This window comes from Aquamicrobium sp. NLF2-7 (genome assembly GCF_022359935.1).
In the GTDB taxonomy this organism is placed as follows: domain Bacteria; phylum Pseudomonadota; class Alphaproteobacteria; order Rhizobiales; family Rhizobiaceae; genus Mesorhizobium; species Mesorhizobium lusatiense.
The window spans coordinates 1,710,091-1,722,941 of record NZ_JAKSED010000001.1; the positions used below are offsets into that span (position 1 = coordinate 1,710,091).

The window sequence follows — 12,851 nt, forward strand, 5'->3', positions numbered from 1 at the left end:
GAATTATTTCGAAACCCGAATTAAATAATGACAGCCTTCGCCGCTTCTGACAAAGTTCACGGCCTGCTATGCAGCGTCGGCACGCAGGGAGGAAGAGTACAGGTAATGACTGTTGGCATGCGGCACGACGATCTGCGCCGGCGCAACCGCGCCATGGTGATTGCGGCCGCGCGGCGTGGTGGACAGGTTTCCCGCACCGAAATCACGACTATCACGGGTCTCAGCCATTCCACCATCTCCGCTATTTCCGCGGACCTCATCGCCGAGGGCATTCTGGCCGAGGCCCGACAGGATGATGCCCCTGCCCTCAGACGCGGAAGGCCCCAGATCGGGCTCGAACTCGACCCCGCAGCAGCCAGCGTGGTGACGCTGATGCTGTCCCTCAACACCCTCTCCGCCGTCCGGCTCGATTATTCGGGAGCTGTTCTGGACGAAGAGCAGTTGCGGCTCGACACGCGCGCCCTCTCCCGCGAGGCGCTGATCGGCGAATGTGTGGCAGTGCTTCAACGATGCCTTGCTCACCCCGCCGCAAAGGCTGGCCCGCCATTGCGTATCGTGTTCGCGGTTCAGGGCATCACCGACGCGGAAGCGCGTTCCATGCTGTGGTCTCCGATCACCCCGCACACGGACATCCCCTTCACCGACATTCTGGAAGCGGAATTCTCTGTTCCCGTAACGGTGGAGAACGACTGCAACATGATGGCCGAGGCGCTGCGCTGGCGCGATCCGGCCCGCTATCGCGACGATTTCATCGCCATATTGCTCTCGCACGGCATCGGCATGGGGCTGGTGCTCAAGGGCGAAATGTTCACCGGCACCCATTCCTCAGGCGTCGAATTCGGGCACATGGTCCACCGGCCGGACGGGGCGCTGTGCCGTTGCGGGCGGCGCGGATGCATAGAAGCCTATGCAGGAAGCTACGCCATCTGGCGCAGCGCCGCCGGCCATGACCAGAACGAGGAACCCCGGGGCGATATTGGGGAAACGGAGATGCGGGCGCTGGCGGACGCTGCCCGGGACCATGAAGGACGCGAGCGCGAGGCGTTCCGCATCGCAGGCGAAGCGCTCGGCTTCGGCCTCGGCAGCCTGTTTGCGCTCATCGACCCTGCCCCGGTGGCATTGGTCGGCCTCAACGCGGCAGCCTTCGACCTGATCGAACCGGCCCTGCGCGATGCCATCGCACGCACTGCCGGCGGCCAGCATTCCGGCTCGATCAGCTTCAGCATCGAGCCGGATCAGATCGCCCTGCTGCGCGAAGGCTGTGCCATGCGCGCGCTGACTTACGTCGATGACAGGATTTTTGCCGGCGGGCGGTCCCTGCAGGACGGCCCGGCCGCGCGTCACTCTTCCCTGCCCGTCACTCTTCCCTGATCGCGTAGCCTGAGCCGCGAACGGTGCGGATCACGTCGGGCATGCGGCCGGTGTTGACCGCCTTGCGCAACCGCCCGACATGCACATCCACTGTGCGTTCGTCGATGTAGATCGTCTCGCCCCAGACATTGTCGAGCAACTGTCCGCGCGAGAAGACGCGGCCGGGATGCTGCATCATGAATTCGAGCAGGCGGAACTCGGTCGGCCCCAGCCGGATCTCGCTCTTCTTGCGGTAGACGCGGTGCTGCTCGCGGTCGAGCACGATGTCTCCCACCTTGAGTACAGAGGACAGCACCTCGGGCTTGGCGCGACGCAGAAGCGCCTTCACCCGCGCCACCAGCTCCGGCATGGAGAAGGGCTTGACCAGATAGTCGTCGGCGCCGGTGGAAAGGCCGCGCACCCGGTCGCTTTCCTCGCCGCGCGCCGTCAGCATGATGATGGGCAGCCGTTCGGTCTGCTCGCGCATGCGCAGGCGCCGGCACAATTCGATGCCTGAGATCGCCGGAACCATCCAGTCGAGCACCAGAAGGTCCGGCACGTTTTCCTGCAGCCGCAACTCGGCCTCGTCACCGCGCGTGACGATCTCGACCTGATAGCCTTCGGCTTCGAGGTTGTAGCGCAGAAGCACGCCCAACGGCTCTTCGTCCTCAACCACCATGATGCGGGGTGCGATCATGCTTCGTCTCCTCGATCCTGCTTCAAACCGCAGGTGCCGGTATGCCAGTCTCGTCCTGCTTGGGACGGTGAGCCGGCAACTGCTCGCCGGTCAGCACATAATAGGCATTTTCGGCAATATTGGTCACGTGGTCGCCAATGCGCTCCAGGTTCTTCGCACAGAAAAGCAAATGCGTGCAGGCCGTGATGTTGCGCGCGTCCTCCATCATGTAGGTCAGCAGTTCGCGGAACACAGAGGTGTATTTAACGTCGACCAGCTCGTCCTCGTCGCGCAGCCGCACCAGCCCTTCCGGGTTGCGCGCGCCATATTCGTCAATGACGCCCTGTACCTGCTCAAGAACCAGTTCGGACATGTCTTCGATGGAGCGGGCGAAGGCGCGCGGCACGCTCGACTGACCCACCGCATCGACGCGCTTGGCGATGTTCTTGGCCAGATCGCCGATGCGTTCGAGATCGCCGGCCATGCGGATCGCGCCCACGATGGCACGCAGGTCCTGCGCCATCGGCTGGCGCTTGCCGATCAGCGTGATGGCGCGGTCGTCCAGGCGACGCTGCAACTCGTCCATCACCGCATCCTCGGAGATGACGCGCTGGGCCAGCGCATTGTCCGGCACGATCAGGCTCTGTGTCGCCTCATCGACCATGGACCCGGCCAGGCTGACCATGTCACGCACCAGCCCTTCGATCTCGCCAAGATCGTCGTCGAAGGCGGTCACCGTATGAGCACCCATTATACGTTCCTCGTCTGTTGGAATGGCCGCAGTAACACTCAGCCGAACCGGCCGGTGATGTAGTCCTGCGTGCGCTTGTCGTCGGGGTTGGTGAACATCTTCTCGGTCGGGCCTTCCTCGACGAGATTGCCGAGATGGAACATGGCCGTGCGTTGAGAGACGCGCGCCGCCTGCTGCATGGAGTGGGTGACGATGACGATGGTGTAGTTCTCGCGCAGCTCGTCGATCAGTTCCTCGACGCGTGCGGTGGCGATCGGATCGAGCGCCGAGCAGGGCTCGTCCATCAGGATCACTTCAGGCGACACGGCGATGGCGCGCGCAATGCACAGGCGCTGCTGCTGACCACCGGAAAGACCGGTGCCGGCATCATGCAGACGATCCTTGACCTCGTTGAAGAGGCCGGCGCGCTTCAGGCTCGATTCCACCACCGCATCCATGTCGGCCTTGCTGCGGGCAAGACCGTGAATGCGCGGGCCATAGGCGACATTCTCATAGATCGACTTCGGGAACGGGTTCGGTTTCTGGAACACCATGCCCACGCGCGAACGCAGTTCCACCACGTCGATGTCGCGGTCGTAGATATCCTCGCCGTCGAGCGTGATCTTGCCCACCACCCGCGCATTGTCGATGGTGTCGTTCATGCGGTTCAGGCAGCGCAGGAAGGTGGACTTGCCGCAGCCCGAGGGGCCGATCAGCGCCGTCACCTGATTCTGGCGGACCAGAAGATCCACATCGAACAGGGCCTGCTTGTCGCCATAGAAGACGCCGACCTTCTCGCCCCGCATCTTGATGGGTTCGTTGACGGCGGCCACCTTGGCGTTCACGGCATTTTCCAGAGTTGCTTCGCTCATAATGTTCACGATCTTTGTTCCTTAATTACCAGCGCCGTTCGAAGCGCCGGCGCAGCAGGATCGCGGCCAGGTTCATCGCGGCAAGGAAAAGCAGGAGGATGATGATGGCGCCGGAAGTGCGTTCCACGAAGGCACGTTCGGCTTCGTTCGCCCACATGTAGATCTGCACGGGCAGCGCGGTGGCAGGATCCATCGGCGTGGCGGGATAGTCGGCCACGAAGGCCACCATGCCGATGAGCAGCAGCGGAGCGGTCTCGCCCAGCGCCTGCGCCAGACCGATGATGGTTCCGGTGAGAATACCGGGGGCTGCAAGCGGCAGAACGTGGTGGAACACAGTCTGCATCTTCGAGGCGCCGACACCCAGTGCACCGGAGCGGATCGAGGGCGGCACAGCCTTGAGGGCGGCGCGGGTGGCGATGATGATCGTCGGCAGCGTCATCAGCGTCAGCACGAGACCGCCGACCAGCGAGGCCGATCGCGGCAATCCCATGAAATTCACGAACACCGCAAGGCCGAGCAGACCGAACACGATGGAAGGCACGGCCGCCAGATTGTTGATGTTGACCTCGATTAGGTCGGTCCAGCGGTTCTTCGGTGCGAACTCCTCCAGATAGATGGAGGCCGCCACGCCGATCGGCAGCGCCAGCACCAGAACGATCAGCATCATGTAGACCGAGCCGATCAGCGCCACGCCCATGCCGGCGGTTTCCGGCCGGCTGGAAGCGCCGAAGGTGAACAGGCCGCGGTTGAAACGCTCGACCATGGCGCCGTCGGCGGTCAGGGTCTTCATCCAGGCAACCTGCTTGTCCTTGACCTTGCGGCGGGATTCGGGAACCGACATGTCGATCTGGCCCTTATGGGCGGAATCGACGTCCGCAGCGGCCAGAACCCACACATCCTGCGTGGTGCCGATGATCGACGGATCGGCGATCACCATGTCACGGAGTTGCGTGCGCACGCCCTGCGAGATCATGCCGGACAGGAGGCGCAGGTCAGCCCTGTTCTCCTCGGCTTCGACATCAAGCCCGAGCTTTGCGGCAAGAGCATTGCGCGCCAGCAGCGGATAGTTGGCGGTGGCCAGCACATTGGCATCGCTGTCGCGCTTGCCTTCCGGGTCGATGACGCCGGCATCAAAGGTAACCGGCAGGCTGATCGAGGTCTGCCAGAAAGCGGTGTAACCACCCCTGATGACAGTGAACATCAGGGCGCCGAGGAAGAAGATGCCGATGGCGATTGCCGCGATACCGTAGAAGCGGAACCTGCGCTCGGCGCGGTAGCGGCGCTTGAGGCCGATGTCGCGGCGGGCCGGAGCGGTGGCCGTCACGGTGTTGTCGAACGGGATGTCGGTCATTCGTACTGTTCCCGATATTTGCGCACGATGTAGAGCGCCAGCACATTCATGCCGAGCGTGATGACAAAGAGGGTGATGCCGAGGGCGAAGGCCACCAGCGTCTGCGGCGAGGTGAATTCAAGGTCGCCGGTCAGCTGGTTGACGATCTTGACGGTGATGGTGGTCATGGCCTCACCCGGATTGATGGTGAGGTTGGCGGCCACGCCTGCGGCAAGCACCACGATCATGGTTTCACCGATCGCCCGTGAGGCGGTCAGCAGCAGCGCGCCGACGATACCCGGAAGGGCTGCAGGCAGGATGACGTTGCGCACCGTTTCGGAGCGCGTGGCGCCAAGGCCGAGCGAGCCGTCATTGAGAGAACGCGGCACCGCGCTGATGATGTCGTCGGAGAGCGAGGACACGAAGGGGATGAGCATGATGCCCATGACCAGACCCGCCGTCAGCACGCTCTGCGCCGCGATGAAGGGCTGGCCGCCCGACAGCGCCGCCGAAATGTCGCGCAGCAGCGGACCGACCGTCACCAGGGCGAAAATACCGTAGACGATGGTGGGAATGCCGGCGAGCACTTCCAGCACCGGCTTCACGATCGAGCGCACTTTACGCGACGCATATTCCGACATGTAGATTGCTGCGAACAGGCCGACCGGCACAGCGAACAGCATGGCCACCAGCGCGATGTAAAGCGTACCGGCAAGCAGCGGGATCAGACCGAACTGACCGGTCGCGCCGCCCGAACCGGCTGCGGCGAAGCGCGGGTCCCACACCGTTCCGAAGAAGAAATTGGAGAGCGGCACGGACTGGAAGAAGGACAGCGTCTGGAACAGCATCGACAGCACGATGCCGACGGTGGTGAGGATGGCGACGGTCGAGGCCGCGATCAGGCCCCACAGCATCACCCGCTCGACATTGTTGCGGGCGCGGCGGCGAAGCGTGATGCCCGACAGCCCGAACCATGCACCTGCCAGCGAAATCAGGATTGCGCCGATGGCGGACCAGAGAGACGAGGCGTCGCTCATCGACCTGTAGGATTCAGCGGCAGGCACCATGTAGGGCTCGCCATTCGAGGCCAGCGCCAGACCCTTCGTGGCAAACAGCGCCTTGAGGTCTGCCTGACCGGAACGCACCTGCTCGATTTCAGCGGCGTCAAGCCGGCGCAGGCCGTCGCCGATCGCGTAGATGGTGCCCATCGTCAGCGAACGGTTCACATCCGGTGCGGAGGTCACCTGCCCGGGCAGGCCGCGCCACACGGCGCTGTCGATATAAAGCGGGCTTGCCGCTTTCCAGATCGCGAAAAAGAGGAGGGCCGGGAAGATCGCAAGGACCAGCGCGTAGGAGCCATGATAACCCGGCAGGGAATGCTGCTTGACGCCGGGTTGCGGCTCCAGCCGCGAGGCGCGCATACGCGCCACGAGAAAAGCCACCACGCCGATGATCAGAACGATGGCAAGAACCCAGGAAACGCTCATGAAGTCTGTCCAATTGGCTTTCAGGGGCAGGCCCTGGATTGCTTCACGCCTAAGATGGCAGGGGCGCACCTTGGATGGCGCGCCCCGAACCGGTTCTGATCAGAGGGTCTTGCCGGCTTCGAAAGCCGAGCGCTGCTCATCGCGCTCCGCATCGGGGGCCGACACCAGACCGTACTCGGCCAGCGGGCTCTCAGGGCCGACCATGTCGTCGGAGAGGAAGAAGTTCACATACTCCTTCAGGCCCGGAACGACGTCGAGGTGAGCCTTCTTCACGTAGAAGAACAGCGGACGCGACACCGGATATTCGCCCTTGGCGATGGTCTCGACCGAGGGGCTGACGCCTTCGACGGTGGCGACCTTCAGCTTGTCGGCGTTGTTTTCGTAGAAGGCGAGGCCGAACACGCCAACGCCGGTCTTGTTGGAGTCGATGCGGGCCAGCGTCTCGGTGTAGTCGCCATCGATGTCGACAGCCTTGCCGTCCTTGCGGACCGCGATGCAGGCGGCAGCAGCGGCCTTGTCGTCAGCGCCGGTCGCCTTGATGGCTTCGAGAGCGCCGGCTTCCTTGCAGCCTTCCGCCATCAGCTTCTCTTCGAAGACTTCGCGGGTGCCGTGCTTTTCGCCAGGGATGTAGGCAGCGATATCCCAGTCCGGCAGGGCCGGGTTCACTTCGTTCCACTTGGCGACCTTGTTGTCGACCAGCTTGCCATCGACGATGACCTGAGCGGCGAGCGCCTTGTAGATGTCCTGCGCGGTCAGGGCCCAGTCGGGACCGTTGATGTCGGTGGCGAAGACGATGCCGTCATAGCCGATGCGCACTTCCTGGATGTCGGTGACGCCGGCATCAGCACAGGCCTTCACTTCCGATTCCTTGATCGGGCGCGAGGAATTGGCGATGTCGATGGTGTTCTCGCCGACGCCCTTGCAGAATTCCTTGAGGCCGCCAGAAGAGCCGCCCGATTCCACGACCGGGGTCTTGAAGTTGGAATAAGCTTCCGAGAAATTCTCGGCGACGATCTTTGCATAGGGAAGAACGGTCGACGAACCAGCGATCTGGATCTGGTCGCGCGCCGAGGCGAAGCCGGCCGTCGCGGCCAGTGCGAGCGCCGCAACCGACGCGGTGAGAAGGTATCTGTTCATGTGGCCTGCTCCTGTTCGGATGATCTGGCAGCGCTCTTTTCCTAGCGCCCGGTGTGGCCAATAGACCCCGATTATTACAGTCGCATGACAGTTTCGTGTCGGTCCGGTAAAGCTTGCCGCGCAAGGCTTTTTTGCGCGAAAGCCGATCGGTTTGCCCGCCGGATGCGCAAACTGCCTATGTGGTTGTTATCCTGAAATTTGTAGCGGCGGAGGGCGGCACTGAAGATGCAGAAGACGCGCCTGCGAAAAACAGCCCCGTTTTCCGCCTGATCCGCCGGCTGTCTGCAAGGCGGGAAGGCGCCGCACCTCAGCGGTGTTGTTTTTCCGCCGCGCCGGAGGGCCCCAGCCAGCGCTCGAGCTTGGCCATGAGCGCCCGGGGGCTGACAGGTTTCGGCAGATAATCGTCCATTCCGCACTCCAGGCACCGCTCCCGGTCGCCCTTGAGCGCATGCGCAGTCACGCCAACGATCGGGACATGGGCCCCGTCGGGTCCTTCGCTCATCCGGATGCGGCCGGTGGCCTCGTAGCCGTTCATCTGCGGCATCGAAACATCCATCAGGATCATCCGCGGCCGCATCCGGTGGAATGCCTCCACGGCCAGCCGTCCATTGCCCACGATCTCGAAGCTGTAACCGCTGTCGCACAGGATCTGGGTAAACACGAGCTGGTTCACCTCATTGTCCTCGGCGACGAGAATGTCGAGGCGGTCATCCTGCGCTTCACCGTGGAGAAGCGAGGTCGCAGCAGGCACCGCCTCGCGGACGGGCTCCACAGCCTCGCTTGCGGGTTCCGGAGATTGTTCAGCCCCATCGGAGATGGAAAAGCCCCGCTGGCGCTGAATCGCCTCCACCATGGTCTGCAGCAAGGTGGAAGAACGGACCGGCTTGGTCAGATGCGCATGAATGCCGAGATCACGGCACTGTGGATCGGCAATGGAATGATCCACCGAAGTCAGCAGGATGATCGGCACATCGCGCAGGCCTGGATCGCTGCGCACCGCAGCAGCCACATCCGGGCCATTCATGCCGGGCATCTGATAGTCGAGCACGATGCACTCGACCCCAAGCCCCCGCGCGACGGCCGCCTTCAGAACCTTCAGCCCTTCCACGCCGTTCGCCGCAGCACAGGAATCGAACGCCCACGCCTGCATCTGCTCGGTCAGGATCGCGCGGTTGACGGCATTGTCGTCGATGATCAGCACGCGCGCGCCGGTTACGTCGACGGGCGGCACCGGCCCCGCTGCCGCACGGCTTCCCTTTTCCAGCGGAATATCGAACCAGAAGGTTGAGCCCCGGCCGGCTTCGCTTTCCACGCCGATCTCGCCTCCCATCAGCGCCACGAGGCGCGACGAGATGGCAAGGCCGAGACCGGTGCCCTCATGCCGCCGCGTCGAAGACCCGTCGACCTGGCTGAACTTGTCGAACACCATCGCCAGCTTGTCGGAAGGAATTCCGATGCCCGTATCTGTTACCGCAAAATGCAAAGTGGCCGGACCGTCTGCCTGACAAGCCGATACGTCGACCAGCACATGGCCGTGGTCCGTGAACTTCACCGCGTTACCGAGCAGATTGAGCAGGATCTGGCGAATGCGGCCCGCATCTCCCAGAAAACACGTCTCCATGCCGGGTTCGAGGCGAACGACAAGCTCCACGTCCTTTTCGCGGGCGCGGGCGGCCACCAGCGCAACCGCGTCCTCCACCACCTCCCCCACTTCAAAGGAGGCCCTCTCCAGTACCATCTGGCCGGCATCGATCTTCGAAAAGTCGAGAATGTCGTTGATGATCGAAAGCAGGGCATTGCCCGATTTGACAATGATGTCGGTAAACGTCTTCTGCTTCGGATCGAGATCGGTCTTCGACAGAAGCTCGGCCATGCCAAGCACCCCGTTCATCGGCGTCCGGATTTCGTGGCTCATATTGGCCAGGAACTCGGATTTGGTGCGGTCCGCCTGCTCCGCGCGCTGGCGCGCATCCACCAGCTCCGCCTCGCGCAGCTTCAGTTCGGTGATATCGGTCGTGGAGCCGATCAGATAACCCGAGCCGTCCGAGGCTTTCATCGCGCTCTTGCGAGCGAACTGATAGCGGACCTTCTGATCCGCCCCGACGACCATTTCCTCGCCTTCCTGCGTATCGCCAGTGCGCAACACGGCCAGATCGCTGCCTGTCATCTCCCGGCCATGGATGCCGAACAGCTCCATGTCGGTCCTGCCGACGGCTTCCGCCGCGCTGATTCCCGTCAGCTCGGTCCAGCCGCGATTGACGTAGAACAGCCGGAGATCCTCATGCTTGGCATAGATGGAAACCGGAACGTTATCGATGAGGCCGCGAAACAGCTCGTTCTCGCGCATGGTTGCGCGCAGCGCTTCCTCACGATCCTTCAGCGCGGTGATGTCGTAATAGGAGATCAGCCTGCGCCCGCCGGAAAGGGCGGTCACGGAATAGATCATGGTGAGACCATCGGCCCGGCGGAATTCGCGCGGCAGCACCTCGCCGCTTCTGATTTCCGCCTCCCGGCCCGCGACGTATTCCTCCCATTCGCGGTCCTCCACGCCGTAGATACCTGTGTGGCGGTCGGCTTCAAGCAACGCGCGGAAGGCGTCGCCGCCGACCTGCGCGGGAGAAAGGTTCCAGAGCTTCCAGAATGCGTTGTTGATCAGTTCCACATTCAGATGCTCGTCGACGATGACGATCGCCATGTCGAGCGAGTTCACCATCATTTCGAGGTCGAACCGCAACGCCCTGCTTCTGGCTTCAGCCCGGAGCGCCTCCGCCTTGTGCCCCTCAAGCTCTGTCACATCGCTGCAGGTGGAAATGCGCATTCCCGTGTCGGTACGGATCGCACGGCTGAGAAGCACACGGCCATTGGTGAACCGGATCAGACTGGACTGATCCGAAGCACTGGCACGGGCCTGCAGCATATTATCGCGCCAGACAGGCCCTTCGAGCCCTTCGGTATCCCACACACCGCGCTCAAGTCCGGCATCGAGAATATCGGAATATGAAATGCCCGGTCTGATCACATCGGCAAGAGAACAATAAAGCCGCAGCAGGGCATCATTGTGAAGCACCAGCACGTCGTTCTCGTCATAGAGGCACATGGCCTCATTGATCGCGTTGAGCGCGGCAAGGGCCTGTCGCGTTTCGCTAACGGCCATGGCGGGCGCGGGCACAAGGTCGCGCACCTGTTCAGCGATAGCCGTTATATTGCGCGCGGTGCCCCGGTAGCCGGTGAAGCGCCCATCCGCGTCGAAGCACGGCTCGCCGCTGGTGGAAATCCAGCGGCATTGCTGTGTGCCGTTCTTCAACTCATAAACGAAATCACGGAAGGCTTTGTGACTTTGCAAGTCGTTCAGGTGGGCAATTGCCTTTTCATTGCCATGCCGGACCTGATCCATGAAATCGAAACGAAGGCGGCCGATCATGTTCTCCGGCGGAATGCCCGTCGCTGCCAGATAATTGTCTGAAAAACGGATAAAGCGCAGGTCCGGTCCGGTTTCCCAGGACCAGCTCAAATTCGCATCGGTCTCAGCCGGATGATGAGACGGGTCGGCATCTGAAACGAGGTCGTCGCCATGCGGGACGCAGGCAGATGCATCCACGCCGTGCTGCCGGATCGGCCCCTGCGCATTCCCCATATGAATCCAGCCCTGATCCTCCCGCCGGATACTCCGCATATACATCTTCGGAGCGCGGAATTGTCAGGCTAACGGCAGGTTTCTCATTAGGCAAGGCAGACACTTGGAACTTATGCCCTATCTATGGGTGCATATCTGCAACTCCGGGCCTGCAGGACTGCTTTGTCCACATTGCCATCGGCCGGATGTCGCGCTATCGGATCGAACAACATGGTCAGACTGACACCGCTCCCGATGCTCCTCCTCTCGGCAAGCCTGCTTGCGGGCAGCGGCTGCGCGCGCACGGACGACGGCACCGTAATGATCCCGAAACAGGTCGATGCGCGGCGTATCTGGGATCGCGGTCCCTCCGGGACCCAGACCCCGCCCGTACAGAGCGGCTCGACCTTCGCGCCGGTCGCTTCGCCGCAATATCAGCCGTCGCGCGGGACACGCCCTGCACCTTCACGGCGTAATGCATCCGCACGGCCGGACCAGCGTCCGCCCTCCTCTTCGGCCCCCGCGAAACCGATTTCCTGCGGTCCCGCGCAGGATGCCGGCGGGCGCATACAGATGGTGTGCGACTGAACACACGCTCCGCAAACCGCGTCAGGAGCAGGCTGGCCGGGCGGCGTAAATTTCAGGACTTGCGCACGGAAGCGCAGGCCGCGACCATGAGCGCGCCGATCACCGTGATGTGCTCCATGACGACATAGAACTCTATCGTCCTGAAGGGTTCTTCCATCGCCCAGAAATTATGGGCCAGCGGAATGGTGAGGGCGGTGAAGACAGCGAGCGCGCCCGCCCCCAGCCATACCCATCGGTTGAAGATGATCAGCAGCGATCCGCCGATCTGCACGATGATGGTCGCTATGTTGAACAGCCAGCCGGGTTCGAGCCCGAAATGGACCATTTCGCCGACCCCGGCATTGAAATCGATCAGCTTGGCGAGGCCGCTCGACCAGAACATGAACGTCAGCACAATTCGGGCAAGATAGCCGAACCATCCGGAACCCAGTATGGCATTGATGATCTGCGGCATGGAACGCCCCCGTCTCGCATTGACGGGGCGCATGAAACCATCATGCCCGGATGCGCGCAAGCGCTCTCACCTGAGCATGAAGTTCCAGAACAGGCAGCAGAGCGTAAGTGCCGCAAACCCTGAGAATGCGAGGCTGCGCAGCAGGACATTGCGGCGCAGGCTGTTCAGCGCCAGATGGCATCCCACGATCGCCACGGCAAACAGGAAGCGCCAGTCGCCCAGCGTGTTCAATATGCTCGACTGGCCGAACGCCCAGCGGGCAAGCACGCTGCCGACAATCGCCGCCAGCAGGGCGATAGCCGTCCACATCAGGGCGTCGGCGGCGTTGACCAGAACGATGCTCGCAGCCTTCAGCGGCAGGATCATCATGAGCATGGCGCTGAAGAAATAGATGGCGGCCAGCGGCAGGAAATTCTGGGCCGAGGCGATCGCGTCGAGACGGCGCACGCCGACCAGCCCGAACGGATAGCCATGACGTGCGACGGCAAGGCTGAGTGCCATCAACAGGCCGCTGAAGACGGCGATCAGGACGAATGACGTAACGGCCTTGCTCATGACGAACCCATGCAACAGATAAGGAATCTTCCATAGGGTGGTAGCGCACAGCGTCCGCC

At 62.7% G+C, this 12,851-nt stretch carries 11 protein-coding genes; 2 read left to right on the forward strand and 9 right to left on the reverse strand.

What is annotated here, in order from left to right; translation table 11 throughout:
* The first annotated feature begins 105 nt into the window (after nucleotides 1-105).
* A complete protein-coding gene (locus tag MIC97_RS08415; protein WP_239799648.1) occupies nucleotides 106-1,371 on the forward strand; it encodes an ROK family protein in 1,266 nt (421 codons plus the stop codon).
* Here the strand turns inward: MIC97_RS08415 and phoB are convergent.
* From phoB to MIC97_RS08450, 7 genes are all read right to left on the reverse strand, one after another.
* Entirely contained in the window at nucleotides 1,358-2,047 is a 690-nt protein-coding gene (gene phoB, locus MIC97_RS08420) for a phosphate regulon transcriptional regulator PhoB (protein WP_183824403.1), read from the reverse strand. The two genes, MIC97_RS08415 and phoB, sit on opposite strands and share 14 nt — an antisense overlap.
* A 22-nt stretch (nucleotides 2,048-2,069) precedes the next feature.
* Nucleotides 2,070-2,777 carry a phosphate signaling complex protein PhoU gene (gene phoU, locus MIC97_RS08425; protein WP_239799649.1) on the reverse strand — a complete coding sequence of 236 codons (708 nt, stop codon included), beginning with the start codon at nucleotides 2,775-2,777 and terminating at the stop codon, nucleotides 2,070-2,072.
* 38 nt (nucleotides 2,778-2,815) lie between these two features.
* On the reverse strand, nucleotides 2,816-3,637 hold the full coding sequence (pstB, locus tag MIC97_RS08430; protein WP_239799650.1) for a phosphate ABC transporter ATP-binding protein PstB: 822 nt from the start codon (nucleotides 3,635-3,637) through the stop codon (nucleotides 2,816-2,818).
* Between the two features lie 16 nt (nucleotides 3,638-3,653).
* Entirely contained in the window at nucleotides 3,654-4,979 is a 1,326-nt protein-coding gene (gene pstA / locus MIC97_RS08435; RefSeq protein WP_239799651.1) for a phosphate ABC transporter permease PstA, read from the reverse strand.
* Nucleotides 4,976-6,445: a phosphate ABC transporter permease subunit PstC gene (gene pstC, locus MIC97_RS08440; RefSeq protein WP_183824411.1), complete on the reverse strand. Its 1,470-nt coding sequence runs from the start codon at nucleotides 6,443-6,445 to the stop codon at nucleotides 4,976-4,978. Before pstC ends, pstA begins: the two co-directional genes overlap by 4 nt.
* A gap of 99 nt (nucleotides 6,446-6,544) precedes the next feature.
* Entirely contained in the window at nucleotides 6,545-7,582 is a 1,038-nt protein-coding gene (locus MIC97_RS08445; RefSeq protein WP_239799652.1) for a substrate-binding domain-containing protein, read from the reverse strand.
* 307 nt (nucleotides 7,583-7,889) lie between these two features.
* The gene (locus MIC97_RS08450; protein ID WP_239799653.1) at nucleotides 7,890-11,255 is read right to left on the reverse strand and encodes a response regulator; all 3,366 of its coding nucleotides are present in this window, start codon (nucleotides 11,253-11,255) and stop codon (nucleotides 7,890-7,892) included.
* A 171-nt stretch (nucleotides 11,256-11,426) separates the two neighbouring features.
* On the opposite strand from MIC97_RS08450, the gene MIC97_RS08455 reads away from it, so the two are divergent.
* Nucleotides 11,427-11,783, forward strand: coding sequence for a hypothetical protein (locus tag MIC97_RS08455; protein WP_239799654.1), 357 nt, complete (start codon nucleotides 11,427-11,429; stop codon nucleotides 11,781-11,783).
* A gap of 52 nt (nucleotides 11,784-11,835) precedes the next feature.
* Here MIC97_RS08455 and MIC97_RS08460 read toward each other — a convergent pair whose 3' ends face one another.
* Nucleotides 11,836-12,237 (reverse strand): DoxX family protein, encoded by a 402-nt coding sequence (locus MIC97_RS08460; RefSeq protein ID WP_239799655.1) that lies wholly within the window; start codon nucleotides 12,235-12,237, stop codon nucleotides 11,836-11,838.
* 66 nt (nucleotides 12,238-12,303) lie between these two features.
* The gene (locus tag MIC97_RS08465) at nucleotides 12,304-12,792 is read right to left on the reverse strand and encodes a hypothetical protein (RefSeq protein WP_239799656.1); all 489 of its coding nucleotides are present in this window, start codon (nucleotides 12,790-12,792) and stop codon (nucleotides 12,304-12,306) included.
* Between the last annotated feature and the right edge of the window lie 59 nt (nucleotides 12,793-12,851).